Below are 21,000 nucleotides of genomic sequence, written 5' to 3'. Positions count from 1 at the left end.
AATTCTAACTAAGCTTGTTTGAACCGCGGTAAATGCATGCGCAGCGGGTGGTTTGGCCACAAAAACGAGCAAAAAATGTTTGAGCCGTGCAAGGGTTGCCCTTGTTGGCTGTTGTTTTCCTTCAAAACACCATTAAAGCAGGTTTGCAAAAAAAGTCAATATTATTTCCATTTTGTTTGCTGCAATTTTGCCCATAGCATTTTGTTAATCGTTTTTTATAATTTCTCTAAAAGCTCTTTAAGTATCACCTCAGAATCCATGGCAATTTTATGCGATGTTTTAAGCAGGTTTTCAATGGCACTAAAATTTTTCATTTTCACAGCATCTTCTATTTTCACAAGCTCCTTTTTTAAACTATCAATCCCCATAAAATCGGCTTGCGGCTTTAAGGAATGTGCATTGATACGAAGTTGTTCCCAATCACTGTTTTTTAGGTTGTTCTGCATTTCGTCAAAAGTTTTTGGTGCTACATTTAGATAGAGTGTAATGTAGCGTTTCATCTTTTGAGAATCGCCTTTCGTAAATTTTTTTAAAAAAGTTAAATCAACCATCTATACGTTAGCTTTAATTAATTGGTAAATTTCTTCAAAAGCATCTTGTCCTTTTATCACATAATGTACGGCACCATACATGATGGTTTTTGTGGCAGTTCCATAGCTTTTTTGGCTGGATAACATGATGACTGGTAATGTCTTGTTTCTTTTTTTGATTTCTTTTAGAATATCTATGCCATTTGCTGCATCTTTCTCTTTTGAGTTTAGATAATAATCTAAAATCACTGCATCTGGCTTTTCCTCTAAACACAATAAGCAAGCTTCTCCGGTGGGAAAGGATTTGATTTGAAAGCCTTCATATTGCTGCTTTAAATAGTCGGTCAGCATTTCGGTTAGTAATGGCTCATCATCTACGATGAAAATAGTTGAATTGTTTTTGTTCACGATATTTTATTTATTAAGTTAAAAATTTTATTCAGTAGTTCTTCCGTTTCAAACGGTTTTCCAATAAAATCATTCATTCCTGATTTGTAGCACAAATCTACTTCTTCTTTAAGTACGTTGGCCGTCATGGCAATGATTGGGGTATTGTTTTTTTCACTATCGAGGTTTCTTATGGCTTGGGTGGCTTCAAAGCCATTCATTATCGGCATTTGAACATCCATAAGAATAATATCAAATGTAGATGATTTTAATTTCTCTACGGCAATTAAACCATTTTCTGCTACTTCAACCTTAACACCTTCAATGGCATCTTCTAACTCTTCCTGTGCAACTACTACATTGAAAGCATTGTCTTCTACCAATAAAATTCTAATCCCTTTCAGGGAATCAGCTATATTGGAATCTGAATCTTCTGTTGATAATACATCAGATTTCGATTCTGCAATAGTATAACGAATGATAAAATGAAAATGACTTCCTTTTCCTTTTTCACTTTCCACCCATATTTTTCCGTTGTGCAGTTCTACTAATTTTTTTGAGATGCTTAAACCCAAACCTGTGCCTCCAAACTTCCGGGTAGTATCGCTGTAAGCCTGCTCAAATGATTCAAAAATTTTACCCATTCTATTTTCATCTATACCAATTCCGGTGTCCGATACAGTAAAATGAAGATTTAGTTTATCACCATCTTGCTCTGATTTTATTGAAGTAGTAACCGTTCCTTTTTCAGTAAACTTAATGGCATTTCCAATCAGGTTGATTAAAATTTGTCGTAATCGGGTAACATCTCCTTGAACATTTAATTCTTCATTGGGAATGTCTTTATCCAACTCAAGTCCTTTTTCTTCTGCTTTGAATTGCATGATGGTGTGGACATTATTTATCAATTCATTTACAGAAAAAGATGCCTGCTCTAATTCAATTTTTCCGGATTCAATTTTAGAAATATCTAAGATGTCATTGATGATAACCAATAAAGAATCTGAAGATTGTTTTATACCTTCAAGATACTCTTTCTGATCATCTTTAGGGTTTCTTCTTATGAGAATATCCGTCATGCCTTTTATAGCATTCATTGGAGTACGAATCTCGTGACTCATGTTTGCTAAGAACTGATGTTTTGCTTTTTGAGATTCTTCTGCTCGCAATTTTTGCTGTTCAGCAATTTCTTTCTGAGTACGCAATTCTGCGGTTCTTTGGTCAACTGTTTTTTCCAACTTTTCTTTTTCTGCCCTTAGGTGACGTTCTCTGTATTTGCTGAATATTCTTAAAGCTAAAAGAAGCATTAAAGCATACGATAGATATGCCCACCAAGTTTGGTACCAAGGTGGCAGAATGGATATTTTGATTTGAGTCCCTTTTTCATCCCAAATACCATCGCTATTCGATGATTTTACGTGAAAGGTATAATCGCCTGGTGATAAATTTGTATAAGTAACTGTCCTTTGAGTGCCGTTACTAAGCCAGTCAGCATCATATCCGTCTAATTTATAGGCGTATTGGTTCAGCGGAGCATTCACAAAATGTAAACTAGTAAAATAGAAAGTTAATTTATTCTCATTATAGGCAAAGGTTACGTTTTTCATTTCTGTTGTAATAATAGCACTATCTTTTTTAATGTCCTTGTAATGTGCTGGATGATAGCTAATGGATTCTAAAATGGTAAGTGGTGGAGTATTGCTTCCAACCAACTTTTTTGGATCAAAAGTGATATATTTTGCTTTGGTAGCATGCATGCACCCAATATAAAACAAGCCATTTGCTCTTTTATAGATATTCCAAAGTGTATTTGTTGGAAGTCCGTTTGCTGTGGTATAATTCACAAATTTATTAGTCTTAGTATTGAACATCGACAAACCTCGATTTGATGTAGTCCAAATATTACCTTCGTGGTCTTTTTGCATATCCATAATACTATTACAAAGCATACCTTCTTTTTCAGAGTAGTTAATGTAGGTCTCTGTCCTCTTATCAAATAAATATATGCCACTTCCAGAGGTGCCAAGCCATAAACGATGCTTGCTTTCTTCCTGAATCTGAGTAACACTATAAAACCCTTTTTTTAAATTGTGAAAGGATTTGAATTTTTTTGTTTTAGCATCCATTCGGTTTAAACCACCATTCAGTGTACCAATCCATAATGTACCATCACCATCGATTAATAAACACATTACATCTTTGTCATCGAGTGAGTCCTTTGTCTCACGAGCCCCGCCTAAATCTATAAATGGATATCGGGTAAATTTTTTTGTTTTTTTGTCATAACTGTTAAGACCATTGCCTCTTGTACCTATCCAAATTGTCCCATTTTTATCCTCTACAATTTTAGTAATATTTGTACTGCCAATCGTAGTGCTATCCTTGGGGTCATTTTTATAATCTACATACTTATGTGTTTTCGGGTAATAACATCGCAATCTCTCATCCCAATAATTTATCCAGAGTAAACCTACTTTATCTTTATAGATATAATTTATAGTTGTGTCTCGAGCAGGGACTTTCAGGTCAATGGGTTCAAGCGTATTAAGCGTTGTGTTCCAACTCAAGAGATTCTTACGGTCATAAATAAAAAAAGACTGATCATCAACTTCAGATATAATGAAATAATTTGGGTCACTAATTTTTACTTCTTTGCCTTTATATTTTAAGTTTGGATTTAAAATACTAAAAAAAGCCTTTTGAGTGTTTTCATAGGCGATGCCGGTGCAAGGCAAGGTAAGCCATAAATTTTGTGCCTTGTCAAAAAATATATTATTGACTCCTCCAGGACAGTAAGGCAAACTACCTTCTTCTTCTGTGTGGCTATATAAAGTACTTATTCCAGTTTTTACATTCAAATGCCACAAGCCTAAAAAACTGCCACCAATCCAAATATTGCCCTCTTTGTCTGATGCCAATTGATATATCGAAAATGGTATTTTGTTATTTGGGTCAAATTCAAAATTGGTAAAATTATCGGTGGATGGATTATATAATGACAATCCTTTTTTTGTTAAAAACCACAATCTGTTCATCGCATCAGCTTTCACAAAAAGGCAGGCATTGTCTAATAGTGAAGATTTAATTTTTTTATCATGGCTATACTTTTTTAGTGTTTTAGTTTTGGTATTAAATTGTGCTACATTTTTATAAAATCGATTTTCCGGATTTTTATAATTACGTGTTGTTATCCAAATAATATCGTGATTATTTGGGTCTATCTCCATTTTTTCAAAAACGGTATTTTTGGGAAATCCAGAAAGCACAAAACAAGGAGTAAATTTTTTATTTTTCGTATCATAGTAGCTTATCAAGCTATCTGATGTTACCCATATTACGCCTTTCTTATCCTTTACAAGGTCTCTTTGTTTATAGGCTGGTAAGTGATACTTTCCTTTTTCTTCAGCACTATATGTTTCCATACGTTGTTTTTTGGGGTCATACCAAATCAACTTTGGGTTTTTTGCAGCTTGATGTGTAGTATGGCTTATCCAAAATGCATCTTTATCTTCTACCCATTTTCTTTCTATGTCAAAAACCTCATATAATTTCTTCTCTTGTACAATTTTTGTTTTTTCAAAAGCATCTTTTTTTATATTGTAGGTATAGATACCTTCATTATATAGATATGCCCATAATGTCCCATGACTATCTTCATGTAAAGAATATATTAAACATAGGGAAATAGTATTTCCTGTACTATCTTTGAAAGGATATTTCTTAAATTGGTAGCCATCGTAGCGGACCAAACCATTTTCGGTGCCAAACCATAGATATCCATATTTGTCCTGTGTATATGATAAAATAGCTGAAGAAGGCAATCCATTTTCTATCGTTATAGCATTGAAATAAGTCTTTTGGGTTTGCCCTTGAGCCACATTTACAAACGAACATCCTACTGCGACGAGTAGCATTATTTTGATAAAAGCCTTCATCCTGATATTTTAACTTTTAAGCCATGAATTTTTTGCAATAACTCTTTAGTATCAAAAGGTTTTCCAATAAAATCATTCATACCTGATTTGTAGCACAAATCTACTTCTTCTTTAAGTACGTTGGCAGTCATGGCAATGATTGGGGTATTGTTTTTTTCACTATCGAGGTTTCTTATGGCTTGGGTGGCTTCAAAGCCATTCATTACCGGCATTTGAACATCCATGAGAATAATATCAAATGTAGATGATTTTAGTTTCTCAACGGCAATTAAACCATTTTCTGCAACTTCAACAACAACATTTTCAATGGCATCTTCTAACTCTTCCTTAGCTACAACTACATTGAATTCATTGTCTTCTACCAATAGAATTTTTATTCCTTTTAAAGCATCGGCTATATTGGTTTGAGCATCATCTGCCGGCATTATTTCTGTTTTAGCATCGGCTACAGCATAGGGAATAATGAAATGAAACTGGCTACCTTTCCCTTTTTCACTTTCTACCCAAATTTTTCCATTGTGTAGTTCTACTAATTTTTTAGAAATACTTAAACCTAAGCCGGTACCGCCAAACTTCCGGGTAGTATCGCTGTAAGCTTGTTCGAATGATTCAAATATTTTACCCATTCTATTTTCATCTATACCAATTCCGGTGTCCGATACAGTAAAATGAAGATTTAGTTTATTACCATCTTGCTCTGATTTTATTGAAGTAGTAACCGTTCCTTTTTCAGTAAACTTAATGGCATTTCCAATCAGGTTGATTAAAATTTGTCGTAATCGGGTAACATCTCCTTGAACATTTAATTCTTCATTGGGAATGTCTTTATCAACTCAAGTCCTTTTTCTTCTGCTTTGAATTGCATGATGGTGTGGACATTATTTATCAATTCATTTACAGAAAAAGATGCCTGCTCTAATTCAATTTTTCCGGATTCAATTTTAGAAATATCAAGTATATCATTGATGATAACCAATAAAGAATCGGAGGATTGTTTTATACCTTCAAGATATTCTTTCTGATCATCTTTTGGGTTTCTTCTTATGAGAATATCCGTCATGCCTTTTATGGCATTCATAGGTGTACGAATTTCATGGCTCATGTTGGCCAAGAACAGATGTTTGGCTTTTTCCGATTGTTCTGCACGTGTTCTTTGTTGTTCTGCAATTTCTTTTTGTGTACGCAAATCTGCAGTTCGCTGTTCAACTGTTTTTTCGAGAATTAATTTATGCTTGCGTAGGGAAGCCGTATTGCGCCTTATAAACCATAACGCCGTCGATATAGCAAACAGCGCAAACCCTGTGCGGAACCACCATGTTTTCCACCATGGTGGAGTTATAGTTATGATTATTTGCGTTCCCTCCTCATTCCAAACGCCATCACTATTGCATGCTTTTACTTTAAAAATATACTTTCCGGGTTCGAGATAGGAGTAGGTCACAAATTTCCTGTCGTTGCTATAAATCCAGTCAGGATCAACGCCTTCCATTTTGTACGCATACCGGTTATCCTGGTTGAGGTAAAAGCTGAGTGCTGCAAATTCAAATGCTAAACTATTCTCGCTATATTTTAGTTTTAAATGACCATTACCCGGCGGAACTTCACGATCAAAAACTTTGATAGAAGATATGACCACGGTTGGCGGAGGCGATTTTGAATTATCCAGCTTCGTAGGGTCAATGACATTGTAGCCGTCCACTCCTCCGAAAAGCAATCTTCCATCTTTCAGCTGCAATGCTGCATTGGTATTAAATTCATAACTCTGCAAACCATCTTTCATTGTAAAATTTTTGCACGAATAATCTTCCGGATTAAAGCGGCACAAACCATGGTTGGTCCCCAGCCACAACATCCCGCTGTTGTCGCAGAGGATGGTGTAAACTGCATTGTTGGGCAATCCATTCTCTGTAGTAAAATGGGTAAAATTATTAGTTGATTTATTGTAACGGTTCAAGCCTCCGCCATTGGTTCCAATCCATAAATTACCTTTTTTGTCGAAAGCTAAAGAGCGCACATTATTATCATGAATACTTTTCTCATCGCCGGGAATATTTGAATAGTGAACCCATTTTTTTTCACCGGACTTCAGACAATATAATCCTTTATTACCTCCAGCCCAAATATTGCCTTCCGCATCTTCTGTGATAGTAAAAACAATTTTTGAAATGCCAGCATCATTGTTTTGAATATATTCAACAGGAATGAATTTTAGAGACTGTCTAAAAATTAAAAATTGGCATGCCAGTCCTAAAAATTGATAGGAAAAAAGTTATTAAAAGAGATGTGAATAAAAGACTATCAGTTTGACGTTTAAATAATAATTCATAGCTTTATGAAAATCAAACACATAAAGTAAAATGAAAACCTACCCAAGCAGTCTCACCGATAGTCAATGGAGTGCAATATTAGGCATTTTAGACGACAAACGGAAACGAAAACACAGTTTAAGAGAAATTTTTAATGCGCTGTTCTATTTGCTTAAAACTGGGCTGTCAATGGCGCATGCTGCCGTTCCATTTTCCGTCATGGAAGCTTGTTTACTACTATTTTACCAAGTGGAAGAAGGATGGGAAGATAGAACTCATCCATGAAATACTCAGGGATAAGACTCGAAAGCAAGCAGGCAGGGCTTCATCGCCAAGTGTTGGTATAATTGATAGCCAGAGCGTAAAGACAACAAGCGTCGGAGGCTTGTGCAGAGGGATTGACGGGGGTAAAAAGTTAAAGGCAGAAAGCGGCATATTATTGTAGATACAATGGGACTACTTTTAGCGGTTGTGGTTCATGCGGCAAATGAGCATGACAGTAAATCAGCCCCAATGGTTATAGCTGACCTCAGAGGCAGGTTTTGCAGATTGGTAAAGATAGTAGCTGATGGCGGGTATAGAGGCGAGTTAATTGAAAATACCGGCTTAATGGACATTTTTTAGGCTAAAAACCTTCGAAAGCATTACTATTGTTAGCTTTGAGGACAATCAAAGGTTATGAATAAAAAAAATGCTTTTACTGTGGTAAAAGGTTTGTAAAGAAAAACGGACTTGTAAAAGGAGTTCAATTGTATAAGTGTGCTCATTGTGGGAAACAATTTTTAGGTGGGCAACGCATCAATAACGAGCAAATATGGGAAGAATACAAAAGTGGTAAAACAGACCTATTTGCAGTTAGCTCCACAAGTATAATTGTTCTGTTAAAACGATTCAAAGGCGGTTAGACAAGATTAAAATAGTGGCTGAAAAAAAAACAGGTAGAGTAGTCGTTGTATTAATGGACACCACCTATTGGGGCGGGGGTTTTGGCGTAATGCTTTTTAAGATGCCTACACCAAAGAAAACCTTTGGAAATATTATGTAAAGACAGAGACCAATGGGCTGTATATAGAAGGAATTAAGGAGTTAAAAAGGCGAGGTTTTACTATTTCGGCTATTGTTTGTGACGGAAGAAAAGGCTTAATTGCGTCGTTTAAGGGTATTCCTGTTCAAATGTGCCAGTTTCATCAAGCAGCAATAATTCGAAGATATTTGACCCGTAAGCCAAAGCTAAAAGCTGCACAAGAGCTGATGGATGTTGTAGATTTGATGAAGCAAACAGACAAAGAAAGCTTTGTCGGAGCATTAGGGCTATGGCTTGAAAAATGGAAAGTGTTTCTAAACGAGAGAACTGTAAATCCGACTACAAACAAATCGTTTTATACGCATAAAAGGCTTAGAAGTGCTTATCGTAGTTTGAAGAATAATTTACCTGTTTGTTACTTGGCACGATAACAGGGAACTTCAAATACCTAACACAACCAATGCTATTGATGGACATTTCGCAGATTTAAAAAACAAATTAAGAAACCATAATGGCCTATCAATGAAACGGAAAATGAAATTTATAGATGGGTTTTTAAAGGTATAAGGGCTTTCTGAAAATATCAAAGGCTTACAATATACAGTAAGCCTTTGATAAGACATTTTCGTCAAGCATCTGTTTTATCCCTGACAAGTTGCTCCCCAGCAGAGCTTGTTTCCGTTTTTACAGACATGCAAAGAAATAAAATATTCAAGAATAATGTAAAAAAGTGAATAAAAAAACAGCATTAAAAATGTCCACTTGAACCAAGCGTCTAAAAAATAGCCTAATTTTTGTCCATTACTCCAAAATACCCGCAAAACGTTTGGGTGGGTGGTTGAGGTTGTAAGTAGATCGAATACAGCCTCGAAATTCGAAGTATTGCCAAAAAGATGGATTGTTGAAAGAACTTTTGCATGGCTCGAAAGCTATCGAAGATTGAGTAAAGACTTTGAGTTCCAAACCGAAACGAGCCAGACAATGATCCAACTTGCCATGATAAAATTGATGCTTAATAGAATTAGAAAATAAAATTTAGACAGGCTCTTAGTGAAGCCGGATTTTGAAAATCAATTTCATTTACCTTAACTGTATAAATTTTTCCAGCTCCGGTTCCAATCCACATGGTATTTTTGCTATCACAAAACAAGGTGCGAACTTCAGTAGCTCCAATTTGGATTTTGAACTTTATTTCCTTTTTACTTTTTGAATTAACTACACCTATAAGCCCTTGCCATGTTCCACACCAGAAATTAGCTGATTTATCCCTTGTCATAGCGGAAACCGAACTCTTGTAATGACTATAGGGTGTTGTTTCCAAAAAGAATTCTTTTTTAGCCACATCATACCGGAAAAAACCCTGAATTGCCCCTACCAAATATCCCGATTCTGTTTCGAGGAACGAACGAACGTTTATGACATCGTTATTATAAACTATCTTCTTTTTATTCTCACCAGGACTCAAGTGCTCCATAACTTTCATCACAGGTTCCATTTTTACTAAGCCTTTTACACCGCATCCAATCCAAGCCATTCCTTCATCATCAGGTACTATTGTTATAATATTGTTAGTAGGAATACTTCCCTCCTGTCCTGGTTCATGAACAAACTGCTCAAACTGGTCGCTGAGGATGTCGTAACGAAAAAAACCCATATAGCTAGAATATATCCAAAGTATTCCGTTTTTATCAATGAGACCCATTTTTAAACCGTCTATTTCAATTTCAGGAATTTTTTTGTTGAGCTGAACAATTTTTTCAACTCCTGTTTTAATATTTAATTTGTAAAGCTTTCCATCTCTTGTAAAAGCAAAATAGTTGTTTTGGTGCAAAAGTATGTCATCTTCATACCTTTGCTGAACAGTACCTGCTTGATGCAAATCGAGACCAGGGAGGAACTCGTCAGTATTTTTATCGTATCGGTAAAGATGCTTTTTACTGATGGCAATAAAATTATGCGCTACCGAACTATAAGCAACAGAAAAAACGCTGGTATCCAATTTGCCGAAGCGATCATACAAATTTATTTGGGCAAACCTTTTGACATTGGATTTAAAAACATAAACCCTACCAGACACGTTTAACATTATATTGCTTAATGAGTCACTCGCGGCAGTTGTGTTCCTAAAATGCCAATCCTCAGGCAGTTGAAAGTAATCACACTCAGCATTACTTACACGAACAAGTTTTTCCTCTGTAAAAAAAAAGAATGCATTGTTATCCTTCTTCAACCTATAACTATAGCTTATATAGCCTGTGCCAAGTTTGCAAGCAAAGGACTTATTGAAGGCTAATTTTTGGGGATCATAAAGGCGTGCTTCTTCCAATGTTTCAAGATAAATATTTCCATCAGGCAGTAAAAACGCTTCTTCCACAGGATTGTCGAGTATGCTATTAGCGTCATTAGAATTGTGCCGAAATAATTTTGAATTATATCCGTCAAATCTTGCAATACCCAGTTCACTATAAATCCACAAGTAGCCTGTCGTGTCTTTAAACATTTGCCACATACTACTCGTTGTAAGCCCATGGGGTTCGGAGTATTTTGTAAACGTGTATTGCTGCTGAGCAAGACAAACAGAACTGCCAAGTAAAGAAATGATTATATGAAAAAGGCATGCTCTCATTTTGTTACCAAGTTTTTAATTTTCGCCAACAATTCTTCCGTCTCAAACGGTTTCCCAATAAAATCATTCATACCTGATTTGTAGCACAAATCTACTTCTTCTTTAAGTACGTTGGCCGTCATGGCAATGATTGGGGTATTGTTTTTTTCACTATCGAGGTTTCTTATGGCTTGGGTGGCTTCAAAGCCATTCATTACCGGCATTTGAACATCCATAAGAATAATATCAAATGTAGATGATTTTAATTTCTCTACGGCAATTAAACCATTTTCTGCAACTTCAACATAAACACCTTCAATGGCATCTTCTAACTCTTCCTTAGCTACAACTACATTGAATTCATTGTCTTCTACCAATAGAATTTTTATTCCTTTAAGTGCATCAGCGATATTGGTTTGAGCATCATCTGCCGGCATTATTTCTGTTTTAGCATCGGCTACAGCATAGGGAATAATGAAATGAAACTGGCTACCTTTACCCTTTTCACTTTCTACCCAAATTTTTCCATTGTGTAGTTCTACTAATTTTTTTGAGATGCTTAAACCCAAACCCGTGCCTCCAAACTTCCGGGTAGTATCGCTGTAAGCTTGTTCGAATGATTCAAATATTTTACCCATTCTATTTTCATCTATACCAATTCCGGTGTCCGATACGGTAAAATGAAGACTAAGTTTATTACCATCTTGCTCTGATTTTATTGAAGTAGTAACCGTTCCTTTTTCAGTAAACTTAATGGCATTTCCAATCAGGTTGATTAAAATTTGTCGCAATCGGGTAACATCTCCTTGAACATTTAATTCTTGATTGGGAATATCTTTAACCAACTCAAGTCCTTTTTCTTCGGCTTTGAATTGCATGATGGTGTGGACATTATTCAACAATTCATTTACAGAAAATGATTCATGCTCTAATTCAATTTTTCCGGATTCAATTTTAGAAATATCTAAGATGTCATTGATGATAACCAATAAAGAATCTGAAGATTGTTTTATACCTTCAAGATACTCTTTCTGATCATCTTTAGGGTTTCTTCTTATGAGAATATCCGTCATGCCTTTTATAGCATTCATAGGTGTACGAATTTCATGACTCATATTGGCGAGGAACAGATGCTTGGCTTTTTCACTGGCTTCGGCTTTTTGTTTTTCGGCTTCGATGATTTGGTTTTTGTGTTGTAGTAGTTTTTGAGTTTTTCTGGTATATCGAAGTCTGGTATATAATCCTATTGAAAGTATCAAAGCCGAAATTCCTAAGAATAAAATCCAGTTTCTGGTTGACTTTTGTTTGTTGATTTGACTTTGAAAATTAAGCTCTGATTTAAGTTGTTGTTGGGTGAATTGATTCTCTAACTCCAACCTTGTTACTTCACTGCTATTTCTCCAAACGGCTAATGTATCTTCTGCCTGTACATGTAATTTATAATTTTTCAAAGCATTGTTATAGTCCCCAATGGCTTCATAAGCTTTGGAAAGTATATCATAGTTGTCAGAAATATTTTTATTATACGTTTGCTCCGATACTTTTACTTCTTTAATTGTTTGGATGGCATGGGTATATTTTTTCAGCCCCAAATAAGCCCTTGCTTTTTCTGTAAAAAAAATGGGGTCTGGCTTTTGCTCTTTATTTCCTTTATAAAATGCCGCTACTTCATTTAGTTCAGTTAACGCTCCTGAATAGTTTTTGGATAAATTTTTAATTCCGGCGTTTAGCGTTTTTGCAATATTAAAACAAGGCTCACAGCGTTTAACATTTTTCATAATGTACATGGCAGAATCTATGTAGTGTTGGGCTTTTGCTTCTTCTTTTAATTTCAACATTAAATTAGATTTGCCAAGATATGCACTACCCAGTTGGAAGGTATCTTTCAAAGAATAAGCAACCTCAAGGCTTTTATCAATGTATTTTTCTGCTTCTTTATAATTTCCTATTTGGGCATGAATGCCAGCAATTGCTTGGTTATTTCGGGCATAAGAAAAATCTATTAATTTCAATTCTTCAGATAATCTTTGACTTTCCAAAAGGTAACTTAACGCTTTTGGATACTTTTCCTTCTGACTGTACCATTCACCTAAAGCAAAAGTTATTTCCCGTAATTCTTTATGGTTAGTGGGACTATCTGATAAATTGCTTTTCATTTTATTGAATTCATTAGTCAAGTCTTCCTCTTTCACTTTTTCGTTACATTCAAAAGCTAAACTAAAGAACGCCACAAAAACAACCGGCATTTTAGAATCATTGGCAACTTTTGCACTTTCTATTACTTTTTTAGCATTTGTACACTTGCACTCAATATTGCCTTCACAAGTTTCTGTACTAAGCATATATAAAAGCGGCAAGTATCCATTTTTGTTATTTTTTATAGATAGCTCTATAGCTTCATTAATTTCCTTATTCCATTTCTTCCACCAGGCTGGTTCTTGATTGGGCATGAAATCCATGTTCAATCTCTCCCAAATTGCTTCTAATCTTACCGTTTCAGGTTTCGATTTATCTTTCCAAGTGGCATATAGCTCATCATCAGTTTTGGGCTGACAATAAAGAGTGCAGGAAAAAAACATTCCAAAAATGATTAGGAAGTATTTAAAATGAATTTTTATATTAGCGATGTCCATTATTTCATTTGCTGGTTTTATTTCAACAGACATTTTAGCTTTAACTTATATCCACATCCGGATAAGCTATTACGCCCGTCACTCAAGCTTCGTTTTATAAAAAAGTGGAAAGTTTGAATATTCATATCCACAAAAACAAATACAATAATTATCGCACAAATATAGCTGCCGTTTGTTCAAAAATCAAGTAAAATAAAAAAATATTTGTATGCTGCCCCCAAGTAAGGGCTTTAAAACAAGGCTGTCAGGCTCATACGCCCTACATGTGCTACGCGGCTGTTTTCCGATTTTCGCCCCTCGTATTGTAAATTAAGCTGCAAATTGCCCGGCAAACGGGTACCATAATTTAATGTCCACAGCCAATTTTGGCCAGGCTGCAAACCCTCAAGCAAGGCAAAAGCGGCTGGCGTATTGGTAGGCCCCAAATAGGCAATATTTACCCACGACAACCGGCTGTTTATACTATTTTGTCCAACAGCGGCAAGGGTATGCTCGGCGGTAAGGCGGTGTTCGCGGGTGGTTTCGGGTGGGTTGGCAGGTGGATTATTTGGTTTGTTAAACGCATGTTTATACCGATAACTTAGTATAAAACGCTGTTTGTTGCTAATAATGGCTGTTAGCTGAGGCTCAATTTGTTGGTTTTGCAGGTGGTAATTGCGGTTGGCAAACGCCATTGATGCCGATGTGGTGTTGCCCCTGCCATATTTAAGTATAGCGGTAAAACGCCTGCCTAATCCTTGCCGCCATTGTGCCAAATACTCGTTGCGCGTGCGGCGGTCGGCACCACTTACCAAATTGGCAGTAGTGGCAATATTTATGCTCTGCAGCATTAGCTCCCAAGCGGGGTTACTGCGATTAAGGTATAGTGTGTTTTGCCAGGTCGAGTTTTCGCTGATGGTTTGCAGTAGCGTGTCGCGGCCAAAGGGCAGCCAAGCCAACCACCGGGCTTGTTGCGTTGTGGCCACCTTGCGCATTAAACTAATAGTATGCTGCGTTGATACAAGTGCTAAGATACTGCGCCAGTTATTTTTTCTTCCGGATATTGAAGTCGTGTTTAAGCCAAGCTTAGGCGTAAGGTATAAAGTTTGACTCAATAAGGCATTGTTTGTGCGCAAATAATCGCCCGTAGGTAAAAGCAAGCGGTTATAGGTAGTTGTGTCAGATAGCGCGGCCCCTTGAGGGTCGTATTCAAACTCGCCGGTTTGCTGTAGTCCATCGGTGTTGTAATCCTTCCAAATATAAGCACCGGGGCCATTGGTAGCCGGCTGATAGTAATATTCGGTTTTTTGCTCTTGTCCCGACCCAATTTCGTACTGCGTGGTGCTGCGCAGCAAACCGCGCCACCACCCGCCTTGATGTGTTAAACTGCCTAATAAATTATTGGCAGGTTTATTATTGGCGGCTATCAGCACCGAGTCGGTTATGGCTAAGCGCCGCCAGTTTAGCTGCCATGCCCATTGCTGTTGCTTTTTATTGCCAGCCCAGGTGCCGCCAATATCAAGGGTTTGGCTTTGCGAAGCCATCCGGTAAGTTTGATTTTTAAGGCCAAAATCTATGCGCCGTACAAACGATAAACGCAGCGCTTTTTGACTGGTATCGCTATTTGTTGCCATTAATTTCCAATCGTACCAAGCGAAGCTTTGCGGGGTAAGACTATCGAGTAGCCAGCGCGCATTTTTTTCGGCTTGGGTAGCTATGGCAAAAGTAAAGCCTCGCAAACGGCCTTTGCTCAGTTTTTTTTCGAGGCTGCTAACTGGCCTTATAAAACTACTGCTGCTACTGCCTTTGCCCTGTTTGGTTTGCAGCCAGGTACCGCCTATTTTAAATAGCCAGCCTTTGCCTAAGGAAGTTTGATTTTGCAAATCATGTTGCCAACCCCTATAAGTAGTGTCGGTAGTGGCTAACCAACTTAGATCGTAGGTGGTATTTAGGCCATTTGCACCTTTAATGCCCATTTTTATTGCCGCCAAATGTTGCCCATAGGCGGGCAGCCCCCCCCCAATACCTGATGATCCGGTAATGACAGAAGAGGTAGCCGGCAAATTCCAATTCCGGGCAAATTCCACTGGTCTGTATGGCTCAACCGGAATAAACTGTTTGTTGGCAAACTCGTAACGCAATTGCTGCTCAAAATGCAAACGGTTGCTTAATGCCCAGCTATTTTGCCAGGTTAGGGCTGCCGCCAGTCCCAAATTATCGGCATCATCTTTTTCCGAAAAAGTATTGGCATCGCGTTGGCTTAGCGCTAATTCGGCGTTAACAATACCGTTTTTGGCTATTTGCGTTTGCGCACCAAGCGTTAATAACTGCCGCTGCTTGGGGGTAATTAACTGTTGTACGGGTGCATAACTACCCGTTTTTTGTTGGGTAACCGTATCGGGACTAACCCATTTAAAAGCCCTGCCGTTTAGGTTTTCGGTTTGAGGGATATAGTCGCCAAAGCCCTGCCCTACATAGCTAAAACGCACCGCATAGCTTGCCGTGGTGTCGTTTCGCTGTACTAAAACATCCGGATAAAAATGAGTGCCAACAGTAGTATCTTTTAAAGCATATAAAGGTACTAAACTTTGAGGCGAATAGCCTACACTGTCAATTCCGGATACAATGGCACTCAACGGGTTATCGCCGGCATTTTTAAGGGCATTTTTTTGCGCGTCGCTTAACGTGTAATCGCTTACAGGCTGGTTTTTACTGTCGGTTTCGTAAAAATGGGCTATCCTTATTTGAGTTTTGCCTTGCTGCCATTGGGCATGGGTTAATAAGGCAGGGCGCAAATAGGTGCGGTCGGTATATTCAAACTCAACTACTAAGCGCACATCTTTGGTAATGGGCATTTTGGGGGTAAAGCCCAACTCGGCAGTGTTATAATCTATTATATAATCGTTGGTAGCGCCGCGCGTCAGCAAACGGCCATCAACATAAACCCGTTCGCTGCCCGAAAGTACAACAATAAAATTTTCGCCGTTAGCTCCTACCAATCGGTAAGGTCCCTGGTTGCCTTCAACAGGGGTTAAGGTTTGTCTTTGGTAAGCTCCTTTGGCTATGGCCGCAGCCGCCCCAAACGTTAATTGCTGCTGTCGTTGTTTTTCGGCTTGTTTATTAATATTAAAATTGGTTTGGTATTTGGCACCTAATAAATTGCGCTGTACCCGCATAAAATAGCCATTAGCAGGGTTGGTAAGTGAAAAATCGCCAAGCAATAGGCTGTGGTTTTGTTTTTTTAGTTCGATATATATTTTGTCGAATTCTTGTAATTGCTGGGTATTGCCTTCGGGCTGTATGGGCAGATTATTGTCGTTCAAGGCGGCTAAAATACTAATATCGCCGGGCAATTTGCCTGCAATTTGAAGGTTAAAATTTGAATTAACACTTAGGTCTTGGTTGTTGCCAATGGCAATGCCGCGCGTTAGGCTGCCATTGTAGTTTAAGCCGCCAAAATCGAATAACGAGGTGGCGGTGGTGGGTTTAAGCTGGTAGGCATTACCCGTATAAGGCAGCTCGCCAAAAGGCGTGTTTAGCTGCTTGTTTTTATGCCTAAAGGTTTGTGCTAAGTAGAATGGCATTACGCGGTAACGAGCCATTAGGCTGTCGGGCGGGGGTGTGCTGGCAGCAGCAGTTGATAATATTGAGTGCCGAAAAATGATTTTTGCCTGCGCCGGATAAAGTTTATAAGCGGCAGTATCGGTAAAGGGCTGCCCGTTGGGGTAAAACAAGGCAAAAGTATCCGGAAAAACGGAAAGAGTATCTAAGGTAATCGTATCGGTGCCCAGCCCAATTTTTATCCATTTTTGCCTAAGGTTCGAAAGGTTAAAACGCGCATCTGTTGGTTTAACTAAGCTATCTTTGGCGGTTGTTTGTGCGTTTAACTGCAGCCCTGTCCAAATTAATAAACAAGGTATAAACAAGGAAACTAAAAAAACAAGCTTTTTGGGCACAAAACAAAGACAATTTGTAAATCAGCGCAATATATTACCGCCTACCAAATATTAATTTCAGTTTGTTTAACGCTAAAAATAGGGCTTTAGTTGCATTTGGGGCTGCTTGGGTTTTAGGTTGAAAATTATTGCTTGCTAACAACTTTGTGTTCTGGAGATATTTACTCGGTCTTTCAGAGTGGTATTGGGGTTATTGTCGGCCTGTTTTTATCCGGAAACCATACCATTTTATTAATTTTGCCGCCGGTTTGTAATCAATATTATTAAATCAAACAAAACAACGTGCCAAACTATGTCGTTTTTAACCGATATTGCAAGCTGGCGGCAACAGTATAACCGCCACAGTTTACCCGATGCGCCTTTGCCTGCCAACCCCTTAGTACTTTTTGCACTTTGGTTTGAAGCATGGGCAACAACACAAGACCCTAACCGTATAGATATGAATGCCATGATTTTGGCTACTGCAACGCCAAACGGCAAACCATCGGTGCGGGCAGTATTGTTAAAAGGTTTTGATGAGAATGGTTTTGTTTTTTATACCAATTACTTAAGCCGCAAAGGAAACGAACTAACCGCTAACCCGCAAGCAAGTATTTTGTTTTACTGGCCGTCTCTTGAGCGGCAGGTTAGGGTTGAGGGAATTGTAGTAAAAACATCGGCGCAAGAGTCGGTGGAGTATTTTGCCTCGCGCCCGCGCGAAAGCCAGTTGGCTGCTGTTGCCTCGCACCAAAGTCAGCCTGTTGCCAATCAGCAGGCATTGCAAGCCCTTTTTGATGCCGCCCAACAACAATTTGCGCCTAATGCTCCCGTAGTTTGCCCCACACATTGGGGAGGGTACAGGTTACAGCCTAATTATGTGGAGTTTTGGCAAGGCAGGCCTAACCGCCTACACGACCGTATTACCTACAGCCTACTAATTAACGATCCACCCGAAACCAATACATCAAGAACTGCTGATAGTAATTGGACAATACAAAGATTAGCCCCTTAGTTTAGTTTAGTTCGTTACTTAAATAGCAGTGTTTCAAGTTAAAATAATATAGCTTGCTAAGAACAAGTAAACAGAAGAAAAAGGCAAGTTGTTGTGTTTTCTTATAACCAGCCATGTTGTTGATACCAGTTAAGTGTTGTTTTTAATCCGGATGCCAAAGATGTAGTGGCTTCAAAATTAAAATCATTATATGCTTTAGCAGGGCTACATATCCATGCAGCTTGCTCCATTTCTATTATCTTTTGGGTATTTAGGGTTGTGGCAGTTCGCCCACGCAGTTTTGCCCAACCTTGTGCAATTATAGCCATAGTTTTAATAAAAGAGCGAGGTAAACTTATAGTAATTATTTTTTTCTGTAGAATTTGGGCTGTTGTTTTGGCTAAATCGTGCCATATGTAGATTTGGTTATGGGCTAAAAAATACGTTTGATTTATTGTGTTTTTGCTTTGTGCGGCGGCAATTAGGCCGTTTACCAAATCGTCAATATAAATTAAACTCAAAACTTGTTTATTACCTGTGGGCTGCAGTAAGATACCGCGCTTAATAAGTTTAAAAAACAGCAAAACATCGGTTTCGCGGGGGCCGTAAACTACCGGTGGCCTTATAATGGTAATGGGCAAAGGCGGTTGTTGCTGCTGTTGCTGTGTATAGTTTAGGCATACTTGTTCTTGTGCCCATTTGCTTTTGCCATACCAATTAACGGGTTTGGCGGCCATAGCTTCGATAAGCGGCAAATTAGGTACTGTGGGGCCGGCGGCAGCCAAACTACTTGTAACCACAATGTGTTGTATGTTTTTATTGTACTTGCTAATGGCCTGCAATAAGGTAGCAGTTGTGGCAACATTGCCCGCCTCAAACTGTTGCAAACTATTGGCTTTTACTACACCTGCAATATGAAAAACATGGGTAACACCCTGTAGCGGCCCTTCTAAACTTTCAATATTTGTTAAACCACACTGGTATAAAGTAATGGGTAAATCTTGTATCCAGCGCAAATTGCTGCTTGCCCTAATTAGCCCCCGAACCTGCCAACCTTGCGCTACTAACTGCTGCGCTAAATGGCTGCCAACAAAACCCGAAATACCCGTTATAAGCGCAATTTTATCGAAATTATTGCTATTCATGGCCAAAAATTTGAACGCAAAATAAGAAAAACTTAACTTTGCGCCTTCAGAATTAATTCAGATTTAAATAAATTAATTATCGAAATTGACCCGCAAGTTAGGATGTTTATAAATTAAACGCTAATATTGTGTACGTTTTCCGGATATATAACCCGGAAAATAGCCAATAGCTTCTTTTTCTTTTATTTGTTTGAATAAGTTATTCATTTATTTTTCAGCCTGCCAATAGCATTTGGCTTAAAATCAATCCATTTAAACAGTGAGTATTTTTAATAAGTGTTATGAATATACCGTACCCGACCATTACAAAGCACTGGGTATTTACCCTTATTTTAGAACGGTAGAAGAAAGCGAAGGGCCTATTGTAAAAATGGAAGGCCGTGAGGTTATTATGGCTGGCTCAAACAATTATTTGGGCTTAACTGCCCACCCAAATGTTAAATTGGCCGCCGTTGAAGCCTTGCTTAAATATGGCACAAGTTGCTCGGGCTCGAGGTTTTTAACGGGCACCATAGATTTGCACGTAGCGTTAGAAACCCGCTTAGCTAAATTTGTAAACAAAGAAGCAGCCTTGCTGTTTAGTACCGGATTTCAAACCGGACAAGGCGTTTTGTTTCCGTTAGTTGGCCGCGGCGATATTATTTTTTCAGACCGAGATAACCATGCGAGTATTGTTGCCGGAAATTTATTGGGCCAAGCTACTGGCTGCAAAGTGGTGCGCTACAAGCATAACGACATGAAAAACCTTGAGCGGGTATTGCAAATTGCCCCACCCGAGGCCAATAAAATTATCGTATCAGATGGGGTGTTTAGCACTTTTGGCACCATTGTAAACCTGCCCGAACTAAACCATTTAGCCAAACAATATAATGCCGCCGTTTTATTAGACGATGCCCACGCCTTTGGTATTATTGGACAAGGCGGGCGAGGTACAGCCAACGAGTTTGGCCTCGATGCCGATATAGACCTTATTATGTGCACGTTTAGTAAAAGTTTGGCCTCGTTGGGCGGGTTTGTTGCCGGCGAAGAGCGCGTAATTAACTATCTGCGCCATACCTCGCAGGCACTTATTTTTAGTGCTTCGCCTACACCTGCCTCAGTTGCAGCCGCCATTGCCGCTTTAAATATTTTAGAAGACAACCCCAATTTGGTGCAAAAAGTAGTGCAAAATGCCCAGGTAATTCGCACTGGCTTGCGCAATATGGGCTATAACGTTCCCGAAGGCCGCTCGGCTATTGTGCCTATAATCATAGGAGACGACGAACTGACTTTTAGAATGTGGAAAATTTTGTATGATGCCGGCGTATTTGTAAATGCTTTTATTGCTCCGGCTACCCCACCCGGAAGGCAAATGCTTAGAACAAGCTATATGGCCAGCCACGAACCCGAACACCTGAATAAAATTCTAAACGTTTTTGACGAAATAAAAAACAAATTTGGCGTAGGGCGGTTTTCACACACCTAAAAAATCAATCCAATTAAGATAGTTTCCTGGTTTAACTGCGCCATAATTGCCATAAAGTGTCAACA

15 protein-coding genes and 1 pseudogene are annotated in these 21,000 nt (G+C 38.3%); 7 read left to right on the top strand and 9 right to left on the bottom strand.

Features of this window, described 5'->3' with window-relative positions:
* Positions 1-215 precede the first annotated feature (215 nt).
* From IPI59_02000 to IPI59_01980, 5 genes are all read right to left on the bottom strand, one after another.
* A complete protein-coding gene (locus IPI59_02000; protein ID MBK7526338.1) occupies positions 216-551 on the bottom strand; it encodes an Hpt domain-containing protein in 336 nt (111 codons plus the stop codon).
* Complete coding sequence (locus IPI59_01995) at positions 552-938, bottom strand: response regulator (GenBank protein MBK7526337.1); 387 nt, start codon at positions 936-938, stop codon at positions 552-554.
* The gene (locus tag IPI59_01990) at positions 935-4,852 is read right to left on the bottom strand and encodes a response regulator (protein ID MBK7526336.1); all 3,918 of its coding nucleotides are present in this window, start codon (positions 4,850-4,852) and stop codon (positions 935-937) included. The genes IPI59_01995 and IPI59_01990 overlap by 4 nt, the downstream gene beginning before the upstream one ends.
* Positions 4,849-5,478 carry a response regulator gene (locus IPI59_01985; protein MBK7526335.1) on the bottom strand — a complete coding sequence of 210 codons (630 nt, stop codon included), beginning with the start codon at positions 5,476-5,478 and terminating at the stop codon, positions 4,849-4,851. Before IPI59_01985 ends, IPI59_01990 begins: the two co-directional genes overlap by 4 nt.
* 176 nt (positions 5,479-5,654) lie before the next feature.
* Positions 5,655-6,866 (bottom strand): hypothetical protein, encoded by a 1,212-nt coding sequence (locus IPI59_01980; protein MBK7526334.1) that lies wholly within the window; start codon positions 6,864-6,866, stop codon positions 5,655-5,657.
* 343 nt (positions 6,867-7,209) lie between these two features.
* On the opposite strand from IPI59_01980, the gene IPI59_01975 reads away from it, so the two are divergent.
* The 5 genes and pseudogenes from IPI59_01975 (at position 7,210) to IPI59_01955 (ending at position 9,214) form a co-directional block, all read left to right on the top strand.
* Complete coding sequence (locus IPI59_01975) at positions 7,210-7,443, top strand: transposase (protein MBK7526333.1); 234 nt, start codon at positions 7,210-7,212, stop codon at positions 7,441-7,443.
* On the top strand, positions 7,355-7,603 hold the full coding sequence (locus IPI59_01970) for a transposase (GenBank protein MBK7526332.1): 249 nt from the start codon (positions 7,355-7,357) through the stop codon (positions 7,601-7,603). The genes IPI59_01975 and IPI59_01970 overlap by 89 nt, the downstream gene beginning before the upstream one ends.
* Positions 7,604-7,608: 5 nt before the next feature.
* Complete coding sequence (locus IPI59_01965; protein ID MBK7526331.1) at positions 7,609-7,782, top strand: transposase; 174 nt, start codon at positions 7,609-7,611, stop codon at positions 7,780-7,782.
* 173 nt (positions 7,783-7,955) lie between these two features.
* Positions 7,956-8,749, top strand: a pseudogene (locus tag IPI59_01960) (hypothetical protein).
* 267 nt (positions 8,750-9,016) lie between these two features.
* The gene (locus IPI59_01955; GenBank protein MBK7526330.1) at positions 9,017-9,214 is read left to right on the top strand and encodes a transposase; all 198 of its coding nucleotides are present in this window, start codon (positions 9,017-9,019) and stop codon (positions 9,212-9,214) included.
* Here the strand turns inward: IPI59_01955 and IPI59_01950 are convergent.
* The 3 genes from IPI59_01950 to IPI59_01940 form a co-directional block, all read right to left on the bottom strand.
* Positions 9,204-10,682: a hypothetical protein gene (locus IPI59_01950; protein ID MBK7526329.1), complete on the bottom strand. Its 1,479-nt coding sequence runs from the start codon at positions 10,680-10,682 to the stop codon at positions 9,204-9,206. The two genes, IPI59_01955 and IPI59_01950, sit on opposite strands and share 11 nt — an antisense overlap.
* A gap of 122 nt (positions 10,683-10,804) precedes the next feature.
* The gene (locus IPI59_01945) at positions 10,805-13,453 is read right to left on the bottom strand and encodes a response regulator (GenBank protein MBK7526328.1); all 2,649 of its coding nucleotides are present in this window, start codon (positions 13,451-13,453) and stop codon (positions 10,805-10,807) included.
* Between the two features lie 197 nt (positions 13,454-13,650).
* A complete protein-coding gene (locus tag IPI59_01940) occupies positions 13,651-17,355 on the bottom strand; it encodes a hypothetical protein (GenBank protein MBK7526327.1) in 3,705 nt (1,234 codons plus the stop codon).
* A gap of 292 nt (positions 17,356-17,647) precedes the next feature.
* Between IPI59_01940 and pdxH the strand changes: the two genes are divergently transcribed.
* Positions 17,648-18,346, top strand: coding sequence for a pyridoxamine 5'-phosphate oxidase (gene pdxH, locus IPI59_01935; protein ID MBK7526326.1), 699 nt, complete (start codon positions 17,648-17,650; stop codon positions 18,344-18,346).
* 101 nt (positions 18,347-18,447) lie between these two features.
* Here the strand turns inward: pdxH and IPI59_01930 are convergent, their stop codons facing one another.
* Positions 18,448-19,470 carry an NAD-dependent epimerase/dehydratase family protein gene (locus IPI59_01930; protein ID MBK7526325.1) on the bottom strand — a complete coding sequence of 341 codons (1,023 nt, stop codon included), beginning with the start codon at positions 19,468-19,470 and terminating at the stop codon, positions 18,448-18,450.
* 259 nt (positions 19,471-19,729) lie between these two features.
* On the opposite strand from IPI59_01930, the gene IPI59_01925 reads away from it, so the two are divergent.
* Positions 19,730-20,935, top strand: a complete 1,206-nt coding sequence (locus IPI59_01925; GenBank protein ID MBK7526324.1) for an aminotransferase class I/II-fold pyridoxal phosphate-dependent enzyme — start codon at positions 19,730-19,732, stop codon at positions 20,933-20,935.
* Positions 20,936-21,000: the final 65 nt, after the last annotated feature.

The sequence above is a fragment of the Sphingobacteriales bacterium genome, assembly GCA_016706405.1.
Classification (GTDB): domain Bacteria; phylum Bacteroidota; class Bacteroidia; order Chitinophagales; family UBA2359; genus BJ6.
This window is presented reverse-complemented; position numbering and strand designations above follow the sequence as displayed.